This is a genomic window from Hydrogenophaga intermedia, assembly GCF_000723405.1.
GTDB classification, from domain to species: Bacteria; Pseudomonadota; Gammaproteobacteria; order Burkholderiales; family Burkholderiaceae_C; genus Hydrogenophaga; species Hydrogenophaga intermedia.
This window is the reverse complement of record NZ_CCAE010000065.1, coordinates 1-23,696: the sequence shown is the minus strand read 5'-3', so window position 1 is coordinate 23,696 and position 23,696 is coordinate 1. Positions and strand designations below refer to the sequence as shown.

General features: G+C 70.2%; 18 protein-coding genes. 9 read left to right on the top strand and 9 right to left on the bottom strand.

All coding sequences use genetic code 11. The annotated features are described in order from the left end of the window. The 6 genes from BN948_RS22705 to BN948_RS22680 form a co-directional block, all read left to right on the top strand. On the top strand, window positions 1–1,688 hold a 1,688-nt coding region (locus BN948_RS22705; RefSeq protein WP_035624037.1), incomplete at its 5' end, for a chemotaxis protein CheA. A 2-nt stretch (window positions 1,689–1,690) separates the two neighbouring features. Further along, window positions 1,691–2,623: a CheR family methyltransferase gene (locus BN948_RS22700; protein ID WP_009519653.1), complete on the top strand. Its 933-nt coding sequence runs from the start codon at window positions 1,691–1,693 to the stop codon at window positions 2,621–2,623. Next, window positions 2,610–3,320: a chemoreceptor glutamine deamidase CheD gene (gene cheD, locus BN948_RS22695; protein ID WP_009519652.1), complete on the top strand. Its 711-nt coding sequence runs from the start codon at window positions 2,610–2,612 to the stop codon at window positions 3,318–3,320. Before BN948_RS22700 ends, cheD begins: the two co-directional genes overlap by 14 nt. Window positions 3,321–3,331: 11 nt before the next feature. Further along, window positions 3,332–4,426, top strand: a complete 1,095-nt coding sequence (locus BN948_RS22690) for a protein-glutamate methylesterase/protein-glutamine glutaminase (RefSeq protein WP_009519651.1) — start codon at window positions 3,332–3,334, stop codon at window positions 4,424–4,426. 272 nt (window positions 4,427–4,698) lie between these two features. Then, window positions 4,699–4,983: a putative pterin-binding protein gene (locus BN948_RS27380; protein WP_009519650.1), complete on the top strand. Its 285-nt coding sequence runs from the start codon at window positions 4,699–4,701 to the stop codon at window positions 4,981–4,983. Beyond that, window positions 4,980–7,265, top strand: coding sequence for an ATP-binding protein (locus BN948_RS22680; RefSeq protein WP_009519649.1), 2,286 nt, complete (start codon window positions 4,980–4,982; stop codon window positions 7,263–7,265). The genes BN948_RS27380 and BN948_RS22680 overlap by 4 nt, the downstream gene beginning before the upstream one ends. A gap of 38 nt (window positions 7,266–7,303) precedes the next feature. Here the strand turns inward: BN948_RS22680 and BN948_RS22675 are convergent, their stop codons facing one another. The 9 genes from BN948_RS22675 to BN948_RS22635 all read right to left on the bottom strand — a co-directional run bounded on the left by BN948_RS22675 (window position 7,304) and on the right by BN948_RS22635 (window position 21,566). Further along, entirely contained in the window at window positions 7,304–7,804 is a 501-nt protein-coding gene (locus BN948_RS22675) for a hypothetical protein (RefSeq protein WP_009519648.1), read from the bottom strand. 133 nt (window positions 7,805–7,937) lie between these two features. Then, window positions 7,938–8,372, bottom strand: a complete 435-nt coding sequence (locus tag BN948_RS22670) for a universal stress protein (protein WP_009519647.1) — start codon at window positions 8,370–8,372, stop codon at window positions 7,938–7,940. A 28-nt stretch (window positions 8,373–8,400) separates the two neighbouring features. After that, a complete protein-coding gene (locus BN948_RS22665; RefSeq protein ID WP_009519646.1) occupies window positions 8,401–8,859 on the bottom strand; it encodes a response regulator in 459 nt (152 codons plus the stop codon). After that, entirely contained in the window at window positions 8,856–11,123 is a 2,268-nt protein-coding gene (locus BN948_RS22660) for a PAS domain-containing protein (protein ID WP_009519645.1), read from the bottom strand. Before BN948_RS22660 ends, BN948_RS22665 begins: the two co-directional genes overlap by 4 nt. Further along, window positions 11,120–12,130, bottom strand: a complete 1,011-nt coding sequence (locus tag BN948_RS22655) for an ABC transporter substrate-binding protein (protein ID WP_009519644.1) — start codon at window positions 12,128–12,130, stop codon at window positions 11,120–11,122. Before BN948_RS22655 ends, BN948_RS22660 begins: the two co-directional genes overlap by 4 nt. Window positions 12,131–12,189: 59 nt before the next feature. Further along, on the bottom strand, window positions 12,190–13,383 hold the full coding sequence (locus BN948_RS25875; RefSeq protein ID WP_009519643.1) for a sensor histidine kinase: 1,194 nt from the start codon (window positions 13,381–13,383) through the stop codon (window positions 12,190–12,192). After that, window positions 13,380–19,679, bottom strand: a complete 6,300-nt coding sequence (locus BN948_RS22645; protein ID WP_035624013.1) for a PAS-domain containing protein — start codon at window positions 19,677–19,679, stop codon at window positions 13,380–13,382. Before BN948_RS22645 ends, BN948_RS25875 begins: the two co-directional genes overlap by 4 nt. Window positions 19,680–19,863: 184 nt before the next feature. Continuing rightward, window positions 19,864–20,250 (bottom strand): response regulator, encoded by a 387-nt coding sequence (locus BN948_RS22640; RefSeq protein ID WP_009519641.1) that lies wholly within the window; start codon window positions 20,248–20,250, stop codon window positions 19,864–19,866. 155 nt (window positions 20,251–20,405) lie between these two features. Continuing rightward, window positions 20,406–21,566 (bottom strand): glycosyltransferase family protein, encoded by a 1,161-nt coding sequence (locus BN948_RS22635; protein ID WP_009519640.1) that lies wholly within the window; start codon window positions 21,564–21,566, stop codon window positions 20,406–20,408. Window positions 21,567–21,759: 193 nt separating this feature from the next. On the opposite strand from BN948_RS22635, the gene BN948_RS22630 reads away from it, so the two are divergent. The 3 genes from BN948_RS22630 to arsB form a co-directional block, all read left to right on the top strand. Continuing rightward, a complete protein-coding gene (locus BN948_RS22630; RefSeq protein WP_009519639.1) occupies window positions 21,760–22,086 on the top strand; it encodes an ArsR/SmtB family transcription factor in 327 nt (108 codons plus the stop codon). A gap of 10 nt (window positions 22,087–22,096) precedes the next feature. Further along, on the top strand, window positions 22,097–22,624 hold the full coding sequence (locus tag BN948_RS22625) for an arsenate reductase ArsC (protein ID WP_009519638.1): 528 nt from the start codon (window positions 22,097–22,099) through the stop codon (window positions 22,622–22,624). Next, on the top strand, window positions 22,624–23,696 hold a 1,073-nt coding region (gene arsB / locus BN948_RS22620; RefSeq protein ID WP_156037852.1), incomplete at its 3' end, for an ACR3 family arsenite efflux transporter. The genes BN948_RS22625 and arsB, both read left to right, overlap by 1 nt.

The window sequence follows — 23,696 nt, the reverse complement described above, 5'->3', positions numbered from 1 at the left end:
GTTGTGATTCGCGCGCCGTCCGGGGGACCCGGGCGAAGGCGCCCCGGGCCGCCCCCGTGGCCGCGCCCGAGCCGGCCCCCGTCGCGGCCAGCCCCGCGTCCAAGGGCGAACGCGAGATCGACATCCACATCGGCCCGCTCGACAACATCGCGCTGGCCGACGGCGTCGCCGAGCTGTTCCGCGACATCCCCGGCCTGGGCACGGTCTCCAACCTGCCCTGCGACCAGCCCGGCAAACGTGTGTTCCGCGCACGCACCGCGGCCAGCGACAACGAACTGCTGGACCTGTTCACCTTCCACGTGAGCAAGGAGCAGATCCAGATCCACCCCGCCGGTGACGTGGTGCACGGCAAGGTGCCCATGCCCCCGGCCACCGAAGGCAAGGACTACGGCTTCTACGAAGGCGCGCCGGGCCTGCCGGGCGCGCCCAGCGCGCACGCCACGGCCGCCGCCGCGCGCGACACCCGCGCCGCCGAAGCCCGGGCCGGTGCGGCCGGCCCCGCCGCCACGGGCGCGGGCCTGGAATCGAGCACGCTGCGCGTGTCGGTGAGCAAGGTCGATCAACTCATCAACCTGGTCGGCGAGCTCGTGATCACCCAGGCCATGTTGGCGCAAAAGAGCCGCGAACTGGACAACAACAACGCCAACAACCCGCTGCTGGCGGGCCTGGCCGACCTGGACCGCAACACGCGCGACCTGCAGGAAGCCGTGATGTCGATCCGCATGATCCCCATGTCGGTGGTGTTCAACCGCTTCCCGCGCATGCTGCGCGACCTCGCGACCAAGCTGGGCAAGAAGGTCGAGCTGGTCACGCAGGGCGAGTCCACCGAACTCGACAAGGGCCTGGTGGAGAAGATCACCGACCCGTTGACGCACCTGATCCGCAACAGCTGCGACCACGGCATCGAGATGCCCGACGAGCGACGCGCCAAGGGCAAGAACGAGACCGGCACCATCACCCTGTCGGCCACGCACCAGGGTGGCAGCATCCTCATCGAGGTGCGCGACGACGGCAAGGGCCTCTCCCGCGAGAAGCTGCTGAGCAAGGCGCGCGAGAAGGGCATCGACGCGCCCGATTCGCTGAGCGACCCGGAGGTCTGGAACCTCATCTTCGCGCCGGGCTTCTCCACCGCCGACCAGGTGACCGACGTGTCGGGCCGCGGCGTGGGCATGGACGTGGTCAAGAAGAACATCACCGCACTGGGCGGCACGGTCGAGATCGAGTCGGCCGAGGGCTACGGCATGCGCGTCTCGGTGCGGCTGCCGCTCACCCTGGCCATCATGGACGGCATGTCGGTGCGCGTGAGCGACGAGGTCTACATCCTCCCGCTGGCCAGCGTGATCGAGTCCTTCCAGATCAAGCCCAGCGACATCAACACCATGGGCCAGAACGCCCGCGTGGTGAAGGTGCGCGAGGAGTACATGCCGGTGGCCGAACTGGAGCAGATCTTCTCGGTGCCGCGCTTCGAGCACAGCGCCGCGAGCCCCATCATGGTGGTGGTCGAGGCCGAAGGCCAGCGCGTGGCGCTGATGGTCGACGAACTGCTGGGCCAGCAACAGGTGGTGATCAAGAACCTGGAGAGCAACTACCGCAAGGTGCCCAACGTGTCAGGCGCCACCATCCTGGGTGATGGCAAGGTGGCGCTGATCCTGGACACATCCGCCCTGGTCCGTCGTTCAAGGCATTGAACATGCACCCCCCCGCGGCGCTGCGCGCCACCCCCCCAGGGGGGCAACACCTGCGGCCCGGCAAAGCCGGTTCCGCGGTGTTTCCCGGTTCCTCCTCGGCGCTCGTCGCGACCGAGGACGGCCCCGTCGCCGAGGGCCGCGAGTTCGTCTGGTCCGACGCGGACTTCACGCGCATCAAGGCGCTGATCTACAAGAAGGCGGGCATCAGCCTGCACGACGGCAAGCACGCCATGGTGTACAGCCGCGTCTCGCGCCGGCTGCGCGAGACCGGGCACACGAGCTTCAAGGGCTACATCGATTGGCTGGAAGGCCACGACGGGCCCGAGTGGCAGGAGTTCATCAACGCGCTCACCACCAACCTCACGGCCTTCTTCCGTGAGTCGCACCACTTCGACGCGTTGGCGCAGTTGCTGCGCGCGAAGCCAGCGCACGACTGGCGCATCTGGTGCGCGGCCGCCTCCACCGGCGAAGAGCCCTACTCCATCGCCATGACCTGCGCCGAGTCGCTGGGCACCAACGGCCGCTACGAGATCGTCAACAGCGACATCGACACCAAGGTGCTGGCCACCGCGCAGCGCGGCGTCTACAAGACCGACGGCGGCAAGGGCCTCTCGCCCGAGCGGCTGCAGCGCTTTTTCCTGCGCGGCAAGGGCGCCAACGCGGGCCAGATGCGCGTCAAGCCCGAGCTGCAGAAGCACATGAGCTTCCAGCCGGTGAACCTGATTCACGAGCTGCCGCTGCGCGACACCTTCGACGTGGTGTTCTGCCGCAACGTGATGATCTACTTCGACGCCGCCACGCAGCGCGCGGTGCTCGAGCGCATCCACCGCGTGATGCGCCCGGGCGGCACGCTGTTCGTTGGCCACGCCGAGAACTTCAGCGACGCGCGCCACCTGTTCGCGCTGCGCGGCAAGACGGTCTATGAGCGCCTCTAGCCTGATCCCCGTCCCACCACTGGCGCCGCTCAAGCCGCTGTCGAGCATGAGCCTGCCGCGCGTGACGCCGGCGGCCGGCGTGGTCTCGCGCGTGGACCAGCTCAAGGCGCGCACACCCAAGCCAGGCGAGGCTTCGTTCTTCTTTCACGAGCCGCACTTCCGCAGTGACGCGGTGAAGGTGTTGCCGGGCGAGTATTACGTGGGCACCGAGGACCTGGTCATCATGACCGTGCTGGGCTCCTGCATCGCCGCCTGCATCTGGGACCCGAAGGTCCGCGTGGGTGGCATGAACCACTTCATGCTGCCCGAAGGCGGCAGCGACTCGGGCGGGCGCTACGGTTCGTACGCGATGGAATTGCTCATCAACGAAATGATGAAGCTCGGCGCTCGGCGAGAGACCATGCAGGCCAAGGTCTTCGGCGGCGGCGCGGTGATGAGCAGCTTCACCACCATGAACGTGGGCGAGCGCAACACCAAGTTCGTGCTCGACTACCTGCAGACGGAACGCATCGCGGTGGTGTCCAGGGACGTGCTGGACATTCACCCGCGCAAGGTGTGCTTCTTCCCGGTGACGGGCAAGGCCATGGTCAAGCGCCTGGCGCACACGCAACCCGAAACGCTGGAAACGCAGGAACGCAAGGGCAGCGCGGCCGTGGTCGCCAAGGCCAACGCCGGCGGCTCCATCGATCTGTTCTGAGGAGAGGCACCATGGCCAAGACACGGGTGGTGGTGGTGGACGATTCGGCGCTGGTGCGCAGCCTGCTGGCCGAGATCATCAACCGCCAGCACGACATGCAGTGCGTGGGCGCCGCGAGCGACCCGCTGGTGGCGCGCGAGATGATCCGCGAGCTCAACCCCGACGTCATCACGCTGGACGTGGAGATGCCGCGCATGGACGGGCTGGAGTTTCTCTCGCGCCTGATGCGCCTGCGGCCCATGCCGGTGGTCATGGTGTCCACGCTGACCGAACAGGGCGCGGAGATCACGCTGCGCGCGCTCGAGATGGGCGCGATCGATTTCGTGGCCAAGCCGCGCATCGGCGTGAGCCATGGACTGAACGAGCTGGCCGGCGACATCGTGGACAAGATCCGCGTGGCCGCAGCGGCGCAGGTGCGCCGCCTGACGGCGCCCGCCCCGACAGCGGCCTCGAGCGCCGCTCACGCGCCGGCGGCGGCGCGCCCCGCGTCACCGCTGCCGCGCGTGTCCACCGAGAAAATCATCTGCATCGGCGCCTCCACCGGCGGCACCGAGGCCATTCGCGAGGTGCTGGTGCCCATGCCGGCCGACGCGCCCGCGATCGTCATCACCCAGCACATGCCCCCAGGGTTCACCACCAGCTTCGCGACGCGGCTGGACGGGCTGTGCAAGATCCGCGTGGCCGAGGCGCGCGACGGCCAGCGCATCCTGCCCGGCCACGCCTACATCGCCCCGGGCGGGCGCCACCTGCGCATCGACCGCAGCGGCTCCAACTACGTGGCCGTGGTGGAGGACACAGAACCCGTGAACCGCCACCGCCCTTCGGTGGAGGTGCTGTTCAAGTCGGCCGCGCGCGTGATCGGGCCCAACGCCATCGGGATCATGCTCACCGGCATGGGCGCCGACGGCGCCAGCGCCATGCGCGAGATGAAGGACGCCGGCAGCTACAACTACGTGCAGGACGAGGCCAGCTGCGTGGTGTTCGGCATGCCACGCGTGGCGATTCAACACGGCGCGGCGCACGAGGTGCTGCCGCTCAACCAGATCGCGCCGGCGGTGTTGGCCCGCCTCGCGAACGCACCGGCCGGTGTGCGTCACCGCATCTGACGCCAACGCACCTTTCGGAGCCACCATGTCCACTCTCGCATCCCTCGGGCGCCGCGCGGCGCTCCGTTTTGGCCTGTCCGTCTCGCTGGCCGCCGTCTGCGCGTCCGCCCTGGCCGACGGCCTGCCCGAGCCCACGGGCCGCACGGTCCTCACGGTCAGCGGCCAGCTCGGCCAGACGAACAAGGGCAAGGACGCCGTGTTCGACATGGGCATGCTGGAAGCACTGCCCCAGCACAGCTTCACCACGCGCACCCCCCTGGTACGACCGTCCGGTGAAGTTCACCGGCCCGCTGCTGTCCGACCTGCTGGCGGCGGTGAAGGCCAAAGGCACGACGATCCACGCCACCGCCATCAACGACTACACCATCCGCATCCCCGTCGCCGATGCGAAGGCACACGGCGTGATCGTCGCCCGGCTGCTCGACGACCAGCCGATGGCGGTGCGCGACAAGGGCCCCCTGTTCGTGGTCTACCCCTTCGACAGCAAGGCCGAGCTGCGCACGTCGACCTACTACGAGCGCTCGATCTGGCAACTCAAGCGCATGAGCATCGAATGAACACGCCGCCCAAGGGCTTTGCCGCCTGGGGCCCGCGGCAATGGACCCTGATGATCATGGCCTTGCTGATCCTGACGCTCACGCCACTGGGCCTCATCCAGTGGCGCCAGTGGCAGAAACTGCAAGACACCGAGCTTCGCCAGGTCGACTCGATCATGTGGCAGGCCTATCAACTCGAGCGCGAGCTGTCGCGCTTCGATACCGTGCTGGATGAGGCCATTCACCGGTCGGCGGATGTGCTGAGTGACGACCTGGTCGAACGCCACGAGATATTCCTCAGCCGCGTCAAACTCTTGACGGACATTCCGCGACGCGACCTGCTGGAGGCCTGGTCGGGGTTTGCGCCCTTGCTCGAGGAGATCGATGCCATGGAGCGGGTGGCGGAACCGCTGTTCGCGGCACCCGACACGCTCCTTCAGCGCGTCGACGACCTCAAGGTCCTGGACGAACGGGTGGACGCGCTCCAGCCCAAGCTGTCCGAACTCACGCGCGAAGCGAACCGTGCCGTGGCACGCTTCGTGGACGAGCGCAACGGGCAACTGCGGCAACAGAGTTTGTTGCTCATTGGCCTGGCCGCCGTTCAGGTGGTCGCGATGCTGATGTTCGTGGCCTTGCTGGTCCGGCACATTCGCCAGCAGTCGCGCCAGTACGCCAAGCTGCAGGGCTTGAGCGAGGAGTTGGTCAGCGCACGCGACCAGGCCGAAGCCGCGAACCATGCCAAGAGCGTGTTTCTGGCCAACATGAGCCACGAAATCCGCACCCCCTTCCAGGGCGTGCTGGGCATGCTCAAGCTGCTGGAGGACACACGCCTGAGCGCCCAGCAGCGCGACTTCGTGCAAACCGCCTCGGATTCGGCCCAGCACCTGCTCAGCGTGGTCAACGACATCCTCGACGTGTCCACCATCGAGTCCGGCACGTTGAAGCTGTCGCCCGCGGCGCTGAACCTGCCCGCCATGGCCCATGAGGTGGTGAGCCTGCTCGAGCCGCTGGCGCGGGACAAGGGCGTCACCCTGAGCTGTCTGTGCGACGAACGCCTGCCCGGCTGGGTCACGGCCGACGGCACGCGCGTGCGGCAGATCCTGCTCAACCTCGTCAACAACGCGGTGAAGTTCACCGCCAGGGGCAGCATCGAGGCCATCGTCGAGCCCGACGACTCGCTGCCCGACGGCATCCGCATGACCGTGCAGGACACCGGCATCGGAATGGATGCGGCCACCGTGGGCCAGTTGTTCACGCGCTTCTACCAGGCCGACAACTCGCTGCGCCGCCGCGTGGGCGGATCAGGACTGGGCCTGGAGATATCGCGCACGCTGGCGCGCATGATGGGCGGGGACATCACGGTGTCCAGCCAGCCTGGCCAGGGGTCGGTGTTCGTGGTCACACTCAGCCTGCCACGCACCCAGGCCCCCGCCGATGCCGCGTCGCGCGTGCCCTTCGAGGACGACAAGGCCTGGGAGGAGCGCCAAAGCCATGCGCCGATGCGGCGCCTTCGCCTGCTCGTGGCCGAGGACCACCCGGTCAACCTGAAATACCTCAACCTGCTGATCGAGCGCATGGGGCATGAGGCGATGTTCTGCGAAAACGGCTTCGAGGCGCTGCAGTTGCTCCACCGAGAGCGCTTCGACGCCGTCGTGCTCGACTACCACATGCCGGTGCTCGATGGCATTGCCGCCACCCGCGAGATCCGCGCCCTGCCCGGCGACGCGGGCGCGATTCCCGTCATCATGGTCACGGCCGACGTGGTCAACGACACGCGCAAGCTCGCCACCGAGGCCGGTGTCACGCAGTTCGCACCCAAACCGCTGCAGGAGGCCGACCTGCGGCGCGCGCTGCGCCGCTGCGGCCTGTTCGGCGAAGCCGCCGACACCCAGCCGGCGCCCTTGCACCTGCTGCCGCGGGTGTCGACCCGTGAGCCTCACCAACTGATCGATGCCGACATCTACGGTCAGCTCGCCGCGATGATGCCGCGCGAGACACTGGTGGAATTGCTGGACATGCTGTTCGAAGGCGCCGAGGCCACCGTGCCCGAGTTGCAGGCGGCCCTGAAATCGGAAGACGTCGCGCAGGTCGTGTACCACGCGCACCGGCTCAAGGGCTCATCCATGCTGCTGGGCCTCAAGGCCCTGGCCAATGTGGCCGCGCGGATCGAGAAGGCCGGCACGGCCGGAGATGTACGCGCGCTGGAGCCGCTGCGCCACGCCTTGCGCGACGATGTCCGCGATACCCTCGCGGCTTTGCCGGCCTTTGCCCACCTCTCGCTGGAGGGGGCTGCCGCGGTCTGAAGGGCTGGCGGCCAGCCTGAGGCGCGCCAGCGGCGGGGTCAGACCCGCTGGCTCACATGGCTGCCCGCCGGGTCGCGCGCCGCGGCCGGGCCTTCGTACACGTCGAGCGATTTCGAACGGGCCGCGCTCACGGCGTCCTGCGCACGGCCCGCTTCGGCCTCGCGCTGCAGCGCCTGCTCCACCACGCTCGCGCTCGCGTCCCACACCTGGCGCAGGGTCTGGCGCAGTTGTTCCACGGTCTCGCGCTGCACCTCCTGGCGCTGGCGCACGCGTTCCAGTTCCTGGGCGCGCAATTCCACCTCGGCCTGGCGCTGCAGGGCGAGGTCGGCGGCCTTGCGCACGGGCTCGCCCGGCGCGGTGTCCACCGCCGGGCGCGCCGGGGCTTTCGGCTGCCGGCCGGGCCCTTGCTCCAGACTGGCCTGGGTGTCGCGCGCGGCAGGGGCCGACGGCGCCACCGCCACCACGGCGGGCACGGAAGCGGCCACGGGTGCGGCCGTGGAGGACCAGGAAACGGAAGAAGTCGGGTTGGACGGGATCATGGGCACCCCCAATGATGTCGGTCGCCAGGCAGGGACAAGCCGGGCGTTCTGACATCCCTATCGGCCGAATTGGCAGGGACTTGAGGGGCTTTTCCGGGGATTGGTGGCGCCGCGACGGGCGGTTCGGGGGCGCTCAGTCCCCCACCCGCACCACCGTCACCGGCACGCGCGCGTTCTGCACCAGGTCCAACGTGACCGAGCCCAGCACACGGTCGGCCAGGCCCGGGGCATCGGCGCCCACCACGATGATGTCCACACCATGGCGGTCGGCCAGGTCGAGCAAGGCCGGGGCCACGTCGCCCTGGTGCACCACCTCCACCTCGGCGCCCACGCCGGCGGCGTTGAGCAGTTGCAGCGCGGGCTTGAGCAGTTCGCGCCCGGCCTCTTCGGCCACGCGGTCCAGCACCGCCGGGTCGCGCGCCACCACCACCTCGTACAGGTTGGCGCTGGCCTGTACGTTGGCCAGCACGCAGCGCGCACGCAGGCCAGTGCCCACCAAGGCGAGCACGTGCCGCACGGCGGCCATGGAGGCCTTGGTTCCGTCGATGGGGATGAGGACGCGCAACATGGTTGTTTCCTTCCGTTCCCCGGCGGCCTCAGGGCCGGTAGGGGCGCTCGTTGAACAAGCACCAGTACAGCTCGATGTGCCCGGCGACTTCCATGAACTTGTTGAAGCTGACCGGTTTTTCGATGTACGAGTTCACGCCCAGATCGTAGGCCTTCCCGAGGTCGCGGTCATCCCGGGAGGACGTGAGTACCACCACGGGGATGCGGCGCGCACGCTCGTCGCGCTTGAAGGCCTGCAGCACCTCCAGGCCGGTCATGCGCGGCAGGTTGATGTCCAGCAGGATGACGGCAGGCATGGGCTCGCCCGCCGCCCAGCGCGGCAGCCAGGCCAGGGCCTCCTCGCCGTCGCGTGCGATCTGGATCTCGTTGGCGAACTGGCGCTTGCTGAAGGCGCGCAGCGTGAGGTCCAGGTCCATGGGGTTGTCTTCGACCAGCAGGATGGGAGGCAGCGACCCGCGAAGCGGCGGAGCGTGGGGGTCATTGTTCATTCCGGGAACTCCAGAAAGAAGGTGGTGCCTTGCCCCGGCACGCTCTCGGCCCAGACGCGGCCGCCCATGCGCTGCACGGCCTTGGCCACCAGGGCCAGGCCGACACCGGTGCCGGGGTAGTCCTCGGCGCGCTGCAGGCGCTGGAAGATGCCGAAGATGCGGTCGTGGTATTTCATGTCGAAGCCCACGCCGTGGTCGCGCACCCAGACACGCTGGCCCCCGGCCGACAGACCCGCGCCGATCTCGATGCAGGGCGGGCGCCCCGGGTGGGCGAACTTCAGCGCATTGCCCACCAGGTTGCGCAGCACCACGGACATGCCCTCGCGGTCCAGGCGCAGGCGCAGGGGCGCCAGCGCCAGACGCACCTCCGCGCGGCTGCGGTCGATATCGGCGCCGAACTCGTCCAGCACGCGCTGCACCGTGGCGTACAGGTCCAGCGGCTGCAGGTCCATGGCCCGGCGCTCCATGCGCGAGTAGTCCAGCAGGTCATTGATGAGCTCGCCCATCTGCTTCACGCCCCGGCGGATGCGCTTGACGAAGCCTCGCGCTTCCTCGTCCAGCGCCGGGCCGGCCTCTTCCTCCAGCAACTGGCTGTAGCCGTCGATACCGCGCAACGGCGCCTTGAGGTCGTGCGACACGGTGTAGCTGAAGGCCTCCAGTTCGCGGTTGGCGGCGCTGAGCTGCTCGGTGCGCTCGCGCACGCGGTGTTCCAGGTCGGCGTTGGTTCGCTGCAGCGCCAGTTGGGCCTGCTTGAGCGCGGTGATGTCCAGCAAGGTGCCGGCGTAGCGCCAGGCACCGCCGTCGGGGCCGTGGTGGCGCTCCACGCTGGCGCGGAACCAGCGCTCCTCGCCCAGCTCGGGGTGGCGGCGGAACTCGGCATGCGACACGCCCTCGCCAATGGACGAGAAGCGCATGAAGTCCTGGACCCGCACGCGGTCATCGGGGTGCAGGCAATCGAGGTAGCCCTCGAGTGTGGGTGGCGGGCCCCGCGCCGGGTCGCGGCCGATGTTGCGGAACATCTGCTCCGACCACCAGACGCGCCCGTCGCCCATGTCGAAGCGCCAACTGCCCAGGCCGGCCAGGCCCTCGGCCTGCTCCAGCAGGCCCTTCTGTTCGCGCAGCGCCAGCTGCGCCTCCTTCTGCGCAGTGATGTCGAGCAGGATGCCGCTCATGGTGTCCATGCTGCCGTCGGGGCGCAGCGTGATCGAGGTGCGGTCTTCGATCCAGACCCAGTGCCCGTCGGCGCGGCGCAGCCGGTATTCCTGCCGGTACTCGGTGATGCCGGCGGCCAGGTGCGTGTCGATCTCGGCGTTCATGCGCTGCAGATCGTCGGGATGCACGAGTTCATCCCAGTCGATGTCGCCGCACAGCAGCGCCTCGGCCTGGTGGCCCCATTGCGCCACGGTGGGGCTGAGGTAGGTCATGGGCCAGCCGGGCACGTTGGTCCCTTCGATCACCACGGCCGGGGATCGATCGACCAGCGCGCTCAGGTGCTGCAGGCGACGCTGGTCGTGCTGCAGGCGCTCGGCCATGCGGTCGGCCGCGCGGCCGATGAGGGCGAGTTCGTCGAAGCCCTGCAGGCCGGTGCGCACCTGCAGGCGGCCTTCGCCCATGTCGGTGAGCGCGCGGGCCAGGTGCTCGGCGCGGCGGAACCACACGAAGTGCAGCACCAGCCCGAGCACGCCGGCGAGCGCCAGCAGCAGCACCGTCTCGCGCAGCATCTCCTGGCGCAGCAGGGCGTGGCGCTGCGCCAGTGGCACCGTGATGTCGACCACCACCACCAGGCGGCGGCCGTTGCTCAGGGGCACCGCGCCCACCAGTTCGTGGCTGCCGGCGCGGTAGCGCGGCACGATGGCCAGCGGGTCCAACGCACCACGGGGCAGTGTGTCGAGGTAGGCGAACTCGGGGCGCCCGGCCACCACCTCGGCGAAGTCGCGGCCGATGTCCGAGCGCGTGAGCGAGGCCTGAACCCGCCCGCCCGGCTGCAGCAGGAAGGCCGCGCGCATGCCTTTGTACAGGCCCATGCCACCGATCACCCCGCGCACGAAGGACAGGCTGGACGGATCGGCCTGCAGGTTCAGGCGGCTCTGCTCCACGGTGAGGCGTTCGCGCAGGCGCCGGGTCTCGGCCTGCGTCACTTCGGTGTCGAGCTGGCGCACGCCCACGACGTACTTGGTGCCCGCCGTCAGCAACGCGAACAGCGCCAGAAGCAGGGGCACGAGCCAGCGGCCCGGTGGCATCCAGCGGGCGGCAGGTCCGATCATGAATGCCCCGGCGCGCCGAGCACACGCTTGAGGGCCGAGGTGTCCACCAGCTCCACGAGCAGGGGCATGCGCCGCAACAGGCCGACGTCCATGAGCGCGCCACCGACCGCGCGCGCCTTGGCATCGACTTCGACCGAGGGCCCGGTGAGCTGGCGCAGCGAGGTCTGCAGGCCCATGAACTCCACGTCCTTGAACGCGCCCACGTAGTCGATGGTGCTCAGCTCGGTGCCGCGAGAGAGGGTGGAGGCGGCGCGCGTGGTGTCGGCGCGCAGCGCCTGCAGGCCGCGGTCCCAGGCCCGCAACAGCTCATCCACCGCCTCGGGCCGTTCGCGCAGCACCTCGGTGCGCACCACCAGCACGTCAATCACCTCGCCCGGGATGCCGCGGCTGCTGAAAATGGGCAGGAAACCGGCGGCGATCAACGGCGCCGAGACCGGCGTGTAGCTCACCGCCGCAGCCACACGCCCGTCGCGCAAGGCGTCGAGGTGGCCGCCCACCTCCAGGTTCACCACGCGGATGTCGCCGCGCGTGAGCCCGGTCTTGCCCAGCAGGCGCTGCAGCATGAGCGCGCCACCCGAGCTGTCCTCCACCGCCACGAATTCGCCGCGCAGGTCGCGCGGCGAGCGAATATCGGGCCGCGCCACCACCACATCGGCGCCATGTGAGGCCGCCAGCAGGGCCACGATGCGCAGGTCGAAGCCGGCGTCCACCAGGCGCAAGGTCTCGTCCAGCGTGATCGCCGCGGCGTCGAGCAGGCCGTTGTTGAGCGCGCGCTGAACCTCGGTGCCCGAGGCCAGTTCCACCACCTTCACCTGGTCGGGATCCACCAGGCCCCGGTCGCGTGCCAGAACCAGCGGATCGAAGCCCACCCAGGCGTTCATGCCCACGGCCAGCGGGGCTTGCGGCACCTCGGCGCAGCCGGCGAGCACGACAAGACATGCAACGCAACCGGCCCGCCACCAGCGCGCCGGCCAGGTTCTTGCGAGTTGGCCACCCTGTTCGTTCATGCCCCGATTCCGTGTCTGCCCCGGTTATCGGCCGAGTTTGTCACGTTTTGACACAGAAATCAGCCATCGAGCGGCAGCAGCACCTCGAACACCACCCCCTGCTCGGCGTTGGAGCGCACGCCGATGCTGCCGCCGTGCGCCTCGGCGATCTGGCGCGCCACCGCCAGGCCCAGCCCCGTGCCCTCGTACTCGCTCTTGAGGTTAAGGCGCTGGAACGGCTGGAACAGGCGGCTCACGTGCTCGGGGGCGATGCCGATGCCGTTGTCGCTGATGGACACCTTCACCCGGCCATCCAGCACGCAGGCGCTCACGCGCACCTGGGGCGTGCGGTTGCGCGGCACGAACTTCAGTGCGTTGGTGAGCAGGTTCTGGAACAGCAGCGACAGCAGGCTGGCCTGGCCCATCACCACCGGCAGCGGGTCGATGCGCAGCTCGGCCCCGGTCTCGGCGATCCGCGCGGCCAGCGCGTCGCGCAGCTCGGTCATGACGCGGTCCAGCGGCACCGGCGCGGGCTCGTCGGTCTCGCCGGCCTGCAGCCGCGCGTAGCGCACCACATCGTCGAGCAGGGTGCGCATGCGCGCGCTGGCGCGCAGCACCAGGCGCATGTAGCGCTGCGCATCAGGCGGCAGTTGTGCGCCATGGTCCTCGTCGATCAGGCCCACGAACTGCGCGATGGTGTTGAGCGGTTCGCGCAGGTCGTGCGAGGCGATGCGCACGAACTGCACCAGGCTTTCGTTGGCCAGGCGCAGTTCGTCGGCGGTGCGCTGCAGGCGGGCGTGGCTGTCGCTCAGGTCCTCCCGCGCCACCGCCAGGTTCTGGCGGTCGGCGGCCGACATCTGCTTGAGCTGATCGTTGGCCTGCTTCAGACGAAGCTGGGTGCGCACGCGCGCCTGCACCACGGGGGGGTGGATGGGCTTGGCGATGAAGTCGGCCGCGCCGCGCTCCAGGCCGGCCTGCTCGAAATCGGCCTCGGCGTGGCTGGTGACCATGATCACCGGCAGGTCGGCCAGGGCGGGGTTGGCCTTGATGGCGTCGAGCACGTCGAAGCCCGAGAGGCCGGGCATCTGCGCGTCGAGCAGCACGATGTCGGGCACGGCGCTGGCGATGCGCTCCAGCGCGTCCTGCCCATGCATGGCGAAGCGCAGCCGACCCAGGGGCCGCAGTGCCTTGGCCAGCACCTGCACCATGCCCGGGTCGTCGTCGACGATCAGGATGTCGGGCAGCACGGCGTCGATCAGGTCGTGGCCGGTCATGGGGTGAGCTCCCGTTGCAACAGCCCGGCGGCGGCCGCGAAGTCGAGCGCGCCGATGTGGTTTTCCAGTTCGCTGGCGCGCGCCTCGCCCAGGCGTCGGCGCAACGCGGCGCCGTGGGTATCGAACAGGCTCAGCGCGTCGAGGTCGTGGCGCGCCAACAGCTCGTGCAGGCGGCGCAGCGCCTCGTCGTCGGCGGGCGGCTCGGTGCTGTCGGCGCTCTCAGCGCCGCTGGCCTGGGCCAGCCAGCCCGCCGCGGCCAGTTGCAGGCGGCGCAGGCTGGCCTGCAGTTCGCGCCAGGGCGACTGCAGTGCCTGCACCGGTTGCCCGTCGCGCAAGCCGTTTTCCACCACGCCCGACTGGCGGTGCAGGACCACGGCGTCGATCAGGCCGGCGGCGCCGCGCAGCTTGTGCACGCGCGCGGCCAGTTGCTGGCGAGCAGCCGGCTCCAGCGCGGTGGGCAGCGTTTCCTCGGCCAGCGGCGCGAATTCGTCGAACAGGCGGCGCAGGCTGCGGCGCAGCAGCGCCACGTCACCGCCCAGGCGGCGGCGCGCCTGAGCACCATCAATGCCATCGATCTCGGGCCAGGCGCTGGCGCCGCCGTCGATCGGCGCGGCGGGCAGCTCGTCCATCAAGGGCGCGGGAGCCGTGACCACGCCACGGCGGGCCAGCGCCTGCACCGTCACCTCGAGCAACTGGTCCGGGTCAATCGGCTTGGTGAGGAAGTGGTCCATGCCGGCGTCCAGCGCGCGGCGCCGCTCCTCGGCCAGCGCGCCGGCCGTCAGGGCCACCACCGGCAGGTGGCACAGGTTGTCGTCGGCGCGCAGCTCGCGCGTGGCCTGCAGGCCGTCCATCTCGGGCATCTGCACGTCCATGAGCACCACGTCGAAGTGCGGGCCGTCGCGCAGCAGGGCCAGGGCTTCGCGGCCGTTGCTGGCGAGGAAGACGTGCGCGCCTTCGCGCTGCAGCATGTGCTGCGCGATCTCCTGGTTGATGTCGCTGTCGTCCACCACCAGCACGCGCGTGCCCGCCAGGCGCCGCGCCGACGCGGGCGCGGTCTGGCGTTGCGCGTCGAGCACGCGCCGGCTGTGCCCATGGCGCGCCACCACGCCCTGGTTCACGGCGTTGAACAGCACCGAGGCGTTGACCGGCTTGGTGAGGATGTCGTCGGCCAGGCGCAGGTGGTCCTCGCGCGCGACGCGTTCGCGGTCGCTGGCGGAGACCATCAGTGCGGCGGGCATGCGCAGCAGGCCGTGGCGATCGGCCAGCGCGGCCAGCGACTGCAGGCCGTTCATGCCCGGCAGTTGCCAGTCGACCAGCATGGCGTCGGGCAGCGGCTGGCCGGCGGCCAGGCGCTGGTCGATCCAGTTGAGCATGGCCTCGCCCGATTCACAGGCCTCCGTGCGCCAGCCGAAGGCGCGCGCCATGTCCACCAGGGCCTGGCGCTCGGCGGACACGTCGTCGATGACGAGCACCTCCAGCGCGCCGCTGGGCGCCGTCAGGGGCTCGGCGGCCGCGGCTTCGCGCAGGTTCACCTCGAACCAGAACAGGCTGCCTTCGCCGGGCGCGCTGTCCACACCGATGCGCCCGCCCATCATCTCCACCAGGTGGCGCACGATGGACAGGCCCAGCCCGGTGCCGCCGTGGCGGCGCGAAGTCGAGGCGTCGGCCTGCGAGAACGGCATGAACAGACGCGCCTGCACCTCGGGCGCGATGCCTTCGCCGCTGTCGCGCACCTCGCCGCGCAGGCGCACGGTGTCTCCCTCGCGCGAGAGCAGACCCAGGCTGACGTCGACCTCGCCGCGGGCGGTGAACTTCAGCGCGTTGCCCAGCAGGTTGGTGAACACCTGGCGCAGGCGCAGCGCGTCGCCGCGCACCTGGCGCGGCAGCTCGGGCGCGGCGCGCACGCTGAGCGCGAGCCGCTTGGCCTCCGCCTGCTGGCGAAACACGGCGTCCAATTCGGCCAGCAGCACGGCCGGCTCGAAGGGGGCGTCCTCCAGGGTGAAGGCGCCGGCCTCGATCTTGGCGAGGTCGAGCACGTCGTTGACGATGCCCAGCAGCGACTGACTGGCCATCTGCGACTTGGACAGCAGTTGCTGCTGACGCACCGTGAGCGGCGTGTCGCCCAGCAGGTGCGACAGGCCGATGACGGCGTGCAGCGGCGTGCGGATCTCGTGGCTCATGTTGGCCAGGAACTCGCCCTTGGCGCGGGACGCGGCCTCGGCGGCCTCGGTGGCGTGCACCAGGTCAGTGATGTCGATGCAGAAGCCGGCGATGTGGCCATCGGGCATGCGGTTTTCCATCATGCGCACCACGCGGCCGCTGCGCAGTCGCTGGATGAAGACGCTGTTGCCCGCGCGGTGCTGGGCCAGGCGCTGCGCCACCCAGGCCTCGGTGTCGGCGCCGGTGTCCAGGATCTGCCCGCGCTGGAAGCTGGTGCGGATGATGGTCTCGAACGGCGTACCGGGCGTGAGCACATCGGCCACATGCGCGAACAGGCGGCGGTACTTCTCATTGCACAGCAGCAGGCGATCGTCCGGGTCGTAGAGCACGAAGGCCTCGTCCACGGAATCGATGGCGCCGCGCAGCAGCGTCTCGCTGCGCGCAATGCTCTGCTCGGCGCGTTTGCGCTCCGTCATGTCCATGTAGGTGGTGACGAAGCCGCCGCCGGGCATGGGTGTGCCGCGGATTTCCAGCGGCGTGCCGTCAGGGCGCACGCGCTCGAAGCGGTGCGGTGTGGGGTTGCGCGCGTTCGCCAGCATGCGCTCGATGGTGGGCTCGACGTCGATGGCGCCGTACTCGCCGCGGCGCGCGTTGAAGCGAAGGATGTCTTCGAACGAAGGCACGCCGCGCGCGAACAGGGCGTCCAGCTCCAGAAGGCGCACGAACTGGCTGTTCCAGGCCACCAGCCGCAGCTCGGCGTCGAAGGCGCTGATGGCGCAGGGCATGTTCTCCAGGATGCTGTGCTGCAGCGCGTTCACGCGCATCAGCTCGGCCTGCATGAGGTGGCGATCGGTCACGTCCTGCATGGCGCCGACGATCTGCAGCACCTTGCCGTCGAAATCCTGCACCGGCTCGCCGACCACGCGCACGCGCAGCTCGCGGCCCTTGGCGGAGCGAAACGGAAGCTCGATGTCGAAGGGCTCGGCTCGCTTGCGCGCGGCGCGCAGCGCGTCGAGCAGCTCGCGCCTGGGGTCGCCCTCGTAGAAGCTCAGCGGGGTGACCGGGTCGAGCGCGAACTCGATACCGACCTCGTGGATGGCGTACATCTGCGGCGTCCACACCACGGTGCCGTCGGCCACGTCGAACTGCCAGCCCCCCACGCCGGCCACGCGGCCAGTGCGGTTGAGCAGCGCCTCGCTGGCGGCCAGGCGCTGCTGCGCTTCCTTGGCCGCGGTGATGTCGCGGTGCGTGCCGTACATCCACTGCGGCTCGCCGTCTTCCGTCCAGCTGTTCACGCGCCCGCGGTCCAGGATCCACACCCAGTGGCCGTTGCGGTGACGCAGCCGCACCTCGCATTCGTACTGGGCGTTGTCCCCCAGGAAGTGGCGGCGCAGCACGTCGCGCGAGCGTTCCAGGTCGTCGGGGTGGATGAGTTCCTGCCAGGCGCCCGGTCCCATGGCGGTGAGTTCGTCGAGCGTGAAGCCCAGCATCTCGGCGTAGCGCGCGTTGTACAGGCGCTCGCCGGTCTGCACGTTCCATTCCCAGGTGCCGGCGTTGGTGCCACGCAGGATGTTCTGCAGGCGCTCGCGCTCGCGCTCGCGCGAGAGGCTGGCGGTGCGCTCGCGCACGAGCTGTTCCAGGCTGGTGTTGAGCTCCACCACCTCGCGCTGCGCCGCGCGTTCGTCGGTGATGTCGCGCACGATGGCCGCGGTGCCCACCGGTTCGCCACCGGCGTCGAGAATGGGCGAGAGCGTGATGGCCACCTCCACGCGCTGGCCGCTGCGCGTGCGCAGCCAGCGCTCCATGCGCGGTGTCTCGCCCGCGCCGTCGTCGCTGTGGGCCTGCACCTGGGCGCCTTCGTCGTCGGTGGGCACCAGCAGCGTTTCGATGGTCTGGCCGGCGGCCTCCTCGGCGCTGTAGCCGAAGAGCGCCTGCGCGCCCCGGTTCCACGAGGTCACACGGCCGTCCGGGTCGAGGCCGATGATGGCATCGCGCGTCTGCTCGACGATGGCCGCCAGACGCAGACGCTGGCGCCGCACCTCGTCGCGCCGGCTGCCATTGACCCAGTACAGGTAGATGACGGCCAGGCCAATCAGCAGGGCCAGCAGCACCAGCGGCAGTTGCCGCACCACCGCTGCGCGCGCCAGCGCGGCCACGTGGTCCTGCGGCATGACGACGAGAAAACGCAGCAGGCCGACGTCGGTGTCGGGGTTGCCGCGCAGCTCGGTCTGGCCCACCAGGGCCAGACCCTGCGGGCCCTGCCAGCGCGGCGGGCCGCCGCCGCGGTAGGGGTCGACCGGCAGGTACTCGTCCTGCCAGCGCAGGCGCTGCCCGGTGTCGAAGCCGTACTCACGCTCACGCTGGGGGTGGCGCAGGTAGTCGCCGGCGGCGTTGGTAAGCACCAGGAACGCGCCCGTCGGCGAGCGCGCGGGAAACTGCACCACCGCGCGCTCCAGATCGACATGCACGACCACCAGCCCGAAGAGCTCGCCGCGCGAATCGAACACCGGCGTGGCGTAGCGCGCCACCGCCCGGCGCGGCGTCACCACCACGCCGTTCTCGCGATGCAGCACCATGTCGTGCACGAACACCAGCCCCGGTGCGGCCCAGCGCGTGTCGCCGACCTCGCTTGGGTCTAGCGTGGGCGGCAGCCGCTCTGGGGGCACGGCTTCCACGTTCAGTCCGTTGCGCTCCACGCGCACCCACTCGCGCGCATTCGGCCCGGTGCGCAGCAGGCTCACCCGAAACACATCGGCGGTGGTGCCGAGGTAGCCGGCAAAGGTCTGCTGCAGCCGGATGGTCCATTGCGCCTCGGTGGAGCCGTCCTCGGGATCGACGCCGCCGTTTTCCAGGGCGCGCACCAGGCCCTGCACGGGCGGCGTGCTGCCCAGGAACTGCACCGACTTGCGGCGAAAGCCGCGCTGCGACTGCGTGCTGTCGGCGAAGCCTTTGGCCGCCGCCTCCAGCTCACGCTGAGACTGGTCCATCGCCTTGTTGAAGTCGGCGTGGTAGCTCACCGCCAGGCCGAGCACCGCCAGCACGGTCCCGACGAGGACGCCACGGCGCAGCAGGCGACTTCGCAGGAAGTCCAGCGGACCCAGCGGCGCGCGGGCGGCCCGCCCGGGTGCGGCGATCCAGGCCGCTGCCAGGCGCGAGCGCCGCGCCAGCATCATCAGGCCCGCGATCGCCAGGCCCACCACGCCAACGATGGCCGCCGCCCCCAGCGGCGTGGGACCGGGCAGTTGGTCGAACAGGGCGCGCGTGCCCTGCAGACGCAAGGTCCAGTCGCGCCCATGGGCCGACAGGGGGGCGTCCACACCGGCGAGCACGGGGCCACCGGCCGGGTCGCGGCCGTCGAACAGCACGTGGGAACCATCGCCGAGCGTGACAGCGATCTCGCGTGGTACCGGCGCGATGCCGGCCATCAATTCTTCGGCGATCAGTGGCGCCACGACCCAGCCGATGGTGTCCTGCCAGCGCCGCTCGACGCCGGGGCCCGGGTCGGCACCGCGGTACACGGGCAGCAGGAACAGCAGGCCGCCGCCCGGCTGGCCACTGGCCTGCACCAGGGTGAGCGGCGCACTCAATTGCGCGCGACCTTCGCGCGCCGCGGCCTGCGCGGCGGCGCGGCGCTGGGGCTCCGAGGCCAGGTCCAGGCCCAACGCGTGGACGTTGTCGGCCATCGGCTGGATGTACTGCGTGACGTAGGCCTCGCCCGCGTTCGGGTCGAGGGTGCGCACACGGAAGTCGTCCGGCCCTTCGGCGCGCGCGCGCGCCAGGAAGGCGTCCCTGTCCGCCACGCCGACGCGGCGCACGAAGCCGAAGCCGTGAGCGCCGGGGAATTCGCGCGCCAGGTCGCGCGTGGACACATAGGCCTCGAAGCCCTGGCGCGTGACGGCCTCGCCACCTGCGGCCATGACGGCGCCACGCGCCCCGCGCAGTCCGTATTCGATCTGGCGCAGGCGCTCCTGCAGGCGCTGGGTGAGCTGGGTCGCCTCCGCCTGCAGGCGTTCCTGCGCGCGTTCGCTTCGCTCGGCGTGCGTCCAGCCGGCGGCCGCCGCCGCGCACAACAGCACGCCGGCGAACCACAGCCCCCAAGACCAGCGGTGCGGCGCCGCTTGACCGACCTTGTCCAAAAACGATGTCCTTCGGGCCGTCGGGCCCCGTTGAGCGGCGATGTTTCACCCGCGGGCACCGCACCAGGCGGCGCACGCACGGCATGCTAACGAGTGATCTCGGCGCGCGACCGGGGAAATGAAGGGTTTACCCCGGGCTATTCGACCAGCGTGCAACAGCCGCGAAGCGCGGCGGGGGTGCTTCTCAATTCACGTCCTGGAGCACGGCGGCGGCTTCGGCCTTGCCCAGCGGCTTGGTCAGGTAGCCCTTGACGCTGCTGAAACGGCCCGCCCGCGTGCGGTCGGCCGGATCGGCCGAAGACGACAGCATGGCCACCACGGCGCTGCCCCGGTGCGCCAGCGGCAGCGACTCGAAGGCCTCCAGGAAGGCAAAACCATCCATCACCGGCATGTTGATGTCGAGCAGGATCAGGTCCACGCCATGGTCGGGCGACGCGGCCAGGTGGGCCAGCGCCTCTTCGGCGCGTTCGAAGCCCAGCACCTCGCAGGGCACGCCGCAGCGCTGCAGCGCCAGCCGGGTGAACAGCAAGTCGCTGTCGCTGTCGTCGACCATCATCACGCGGCGGGGCATCGGATCTCCGGGGGCAGTAAGGTGAAACAGACGCAACTGTAAGCGCCGCGTCAGTCCACGAACAAACCTCGCCCGCAGGAAGCACCCGGTCGCGTGCGTTCCACCCCACGCCGACTCCGCCGATCTGACCGCCGGTCAGACCGACGCACACTTTTTCAGGACACGAGTTCGTCCGCCAGCGGCTGCCCCGTGCCTTGCCTTGCCCCGCGCAGGATGCCCGCCAGGATCTGAGGCACTTCGTACAGCGCGCGGTTGTGGTGGGCGCTCGCCCGCTCGCGCCAGGCGGGCAGGTCGGCCAGCAGCTCGGCCACGGCCGGGGCCACGCCGCTGGCGCTGCGGTAGGCCAGGCCCACGCCGCGCTCGCGAATCCAGGTGGCGTTGTAGCGCTCCTGCGGCATGGTCCAGGCGTTGTCGGACACCACCACCGGCAAGCCGCGCTGCAATGCCTCGCTCACGCTGCCGGGACCCGGCTTGCCGATGAAGAAGTCGGCCAGGTCCATGTAGCGCGGCACGTCGGAGGTGAAGCCCACGATGTGGCGCGGCGCGCGCGCGGGCACCTCGGCCAGGGCACGCGCCAGGGCCTGGTTGTGGCCGCACATGAGGACGAGCGGCACGTCGGGCAGGCGCCGCGCGATGCCCAGCATGGCGCGCGAGCCGTGGCCGCCGAACAGCACCAGTCCGGTGGGCTGCTGCGGGTCCAGGCCCAGGCGCGCGCGCTCGGCCGCGCGATCGGCCACGGGCGGGCGGTAGAAGTCGGGTCGCAGGATCATGCCGCTGGTGCTGTGCACGCGCTGCGGCGCATGGCCGGCGGCCAGCGCCTGGGCGCGTGCGCGCGGCGTGCCGCAGATGAAATGCTGGCGCTGGCCGCGCTCGATCCAGAAGCGCGGCGGGTGGTCGGCCAGGTCGGTGAGCACGGTGGCGTAGGGCACGCCGGGGCGCGCCTGCGCCAGGCTCTGGAACAGGGCGCGGTTGAAGTTGGGGATGAGCGAGACCACCAGGTTGGGCTGCGTGGCGCGCCAGTGCGCATGCAGCTTGCGCACCAGCGTGGGGTGCGTCAGGCGAATGAGCGCCTGCAGCAGCTTGAGCTCCTGCGACATGCCCAGGGTCCAGCCGCGCGCAAGGCGGCGGTTGTACCAGTCCTCCGGCGCGTTGCCCGTGAGGCGGCGGAAGTTCTGCGAGGGGTCGATCACCTCGAACAGGTTGACCAGGCGCACGTTCCAGGGCAGTTGCAGTTCGTTCAGCACGCCCTGCAGGGCCAGGGCGGAGGCGCGGTGGCCGCCGCCGGCGTTGAAGTAGATGAGATCGACCTGGGTCATGGGCCTGCCGTGGGGTGGTGGCGATGCGCGCAGGCTATGAACGTGGCGCGACGGTGGCGTGACGATCGAGCGACGACACCATGACGAACCCACGGTTCGGACCGGGCAGTGGTTCTGTCTTGCTACCGTCATATCCGCCTTTCTATAATTCAATGATTGTCGAAATATGGAAACATTCCGCCAAGAGCCCTCCATGGACGAACCCGATGCCATCACCGCGCTGGCCGCCCTGGCCCAGTCCACGCGCCTGCGCGCCTTTCGCGCGCTGGTGCAGGCCGGGCCCGAGGGCCTGACGCCCACCGGCCTCGCCGAGCAACTCGAGGCGAGCGCAACCACGCTGTCCTTCCACCTGAAGGAGCTGCACCGCGCCGGCCTCATCTCGCAAGAGCGCGACGGCCGCCACCTCATCTACCGGGCGGATTTCGCGCGAATGAACAGCCTGCTGGGTTACCTCACCGAGCACTGCTGCGAAGGCCAGCCTTGCGAACTCACCTCACCCGGCACCTGCACCACGTGCTGAAAGGATCACCATGGAAACGCGACCCTACAACGTCCTCTTCGTCTGCACGGGCAATTCCGCGCGTAGCCTGATGGCCGAGGCGGTGCTCAATCAGCTCGGCGGCCGGCGCTTTCGCGCCTTCAGCGCGGGCAGCCAACCCGCCGGACAACCCCACCCGATGGCGCTGGAGCTGCTGCAGCGCCATCGCTACGACACCTCCACGCTGCGCAGCAAGAGCTGGGACGAGTTCGCGCTGCCCGGCGCGCCGGTGATGGATTTCGTGCTCACCGTGTGCGACTCGGCCGCGGGCGAAACCTGCCCCGTGTGGCCCGGCCAGCCCATGTCGGCCCACTGGGGCGTGGAAGACCCGGCCGCCGTGACCGGCAGCGAGGAACGCCGCCGCCAGGCCTTCAACGACGCCTTCCTGGTGTTGAGTCGGCGCATCACGATCCTCATGTCCTTGCCGCTGGGCAAGCTGGACACCCTGTCGCTGCAGAAGGAGTTGCGCCACATCGGTGTGGCGGACAAGTCCGCTCCGGCAACGGAAGGGGCCGCCTGATGGGCCTCTTCGAACGCTGGCTCAGCCTGTGGGTGGCGCTGGCCATCGGTGCCGGCGTGGCGCTCGGCAGCGCCGCGCCATCGGCCTTCGCGCAAGTGGCGGCGCTGGAATTCGCGCACGTCAACCTGGTGGTGGCCGCGCTCATCTGGGTGATGATCTATCCGATGATGGTGCAGGTGGACTGGGGCGCCGTGCGCGAGGTGCGCCGCCGCCCGCAAGGCCTGGCGCTCACCCTGGTCATCAACTGGCTGGTCAAGCCCTTCACCATGGCCGCGCTGGGCGTGCTGTTCTTCCAGCACCTGTTCGCGCCCTGGGTGGACCCGGCCTCGGCCAGCGAGTACATCGCCGGCATGATCCTGCTCGGCGTGGCGCCGTGCACGGCCATGGTGTTCGTGTGGAGCCAGCTGGTGCGCGGCGACCCGAACTACACGCTGGTGCAGGTGTCGGTGAACGACCTGGTCATGGTCGTGGCCTTCGCACCCATCGCGGCCTTCCTGTTGGGTGTGACCGACGTGACGGTGCCCTGGTCCACGCTGCTGCTGTCCACCGTGTTGTACGTGGTGCTGCCGCTGGCGGCGGGGGTGATCACCCGCACACGGCTGCTGCGGCGCGGGCCGGCGGCGCTGGCCGCGCTGGTCGCGCGGCTCAAGCCCTGGTCCATCGCCGGGCTGCTGGGCACGGTGGTGCTGCTGTTCGGCTTCCAGGCCGACACCCTCCTCGCGCAGCCGCTGGTCATCGCGTTGATCGCCGTGCCGCTGCTGATCCAGACCTACGGCATCTTCTTCCTGGGCTGGTGGGGCGCGCGCTGGCTGAAGCTGCCGCATGACGTGGCCGGGCCTGCGTGCCTGATCGGTACCTCCAACTTTTTCGAGCTGGCCGTGGCCGTGGCCATCTCGCTGTTCGGCCTGCACTCCGGCGCGGCCCTGGCCACGGTCGTGGGCGTGCTGGTGGAAGTGCCGGTAATGCTGTCGCTGGTGGCGATGGTCAATCGCTGGCGGCCCCGCCCCAGGGGGGGCGCGCCCCGGGGCCGGGGGGCGGGGGGCTTGTTCGGTGGGGGTGGGGGGGGGGGGGG

Coding starts and splice junctions, on each gene's coding strand:
- BN948_RS22680 (WP_009519649.1), top strand. CDS start 4,980: ATGAACACGCCGCCCAAGGGCTTTGCCGCCTGGGGCCCGCGGCAATGG.
- BN948_RS22625 (WP_009519638.1), top strand. CDS start 22,097: ATGGAAACGCGACCCTACAACGTCCTCTTCGTCTGCACGGGCAATTCC.
- BN948_RS25875 (WP_009519643.1), bottom strand. CDS start 13,383: ATGACCGGCCACGACCTGATCGACGCCGTGCTGCCCGACATCCTGATC.
- BN948_RS22670 (WP_009519647.1), bottom strand. CDS start 8,372: ATGTTGCGCGTCCTCATCCCCATCGACGGAACCAAGGCCTCCATGGCC.
- cheD (WP_009519652.1), top strand. CDS start 2,610: ATGAGCGCCTCTAGCCTGATCCCCGTCCCACCACTGGCGCCGCTCAAG.
- BN948_RS22665 (WP_009519646.1), bottom strand. CDS start 8,859: ATGAACAATGACCCCCACGCTCCGCCGCTTCGCGGGTCGCTGCCTCCC.
- BN948_RS22635 (WP_009519640.1), bottom strand. CDS start 21,566: ATGACCCAGGTCGATCTCATCTACTTCAACGCCGGCGGCGGCCACCGC.
- BN948_RS22640 (WP_009519641.1), bottom strand. CDS start 20,250: ATGCCCCGCCGCGTGATGATGGTCGACGACAGCGACAGCGACTTGCTG.
- BN948_RS22655 (WP_009519644.1), bottom strand. CDS start 12,130: ATGAACGAACAGGGTGGCCAACTCGCAAGAACCTGGCCGGCGCGCTGG.
- BN948_RS22630 (WP_009519639.1), top strand. CDS start 21,760: ATGGACGAACCCGATGCCATCACCGCGCTGGCCGCCCTGGCCCAGTCC.
- BN948_RS22700 (WP_009519653.1), top strand. CDS start 1,691: ATGCACCCCCCCGCGGCGCTGCGCGCCACCCCCCCAGGGGGGCAACAC.
- BN948_RS22690 (WP_009519651.1), top strand. CDS start 3,332: ATGGCCAAGACACGGGTGGTGGTGGTGGACGATTCGGCGCTGGTGCGC.
- BN948_RS22660 (WP_009519645.1), bottom strand. CDS start 11,123: ATGATCGGACCTGCCGCCCGCTGGATGCCACCGGGCCGCTGGCTCGTG.
- BN948_RS22675 (WP_009519648.1), bottom strand. CDS start 7,804: ATGATCCCGTCCAACCCGACTTCTTCCGTTTCCTGGTCCTCCACGGCC.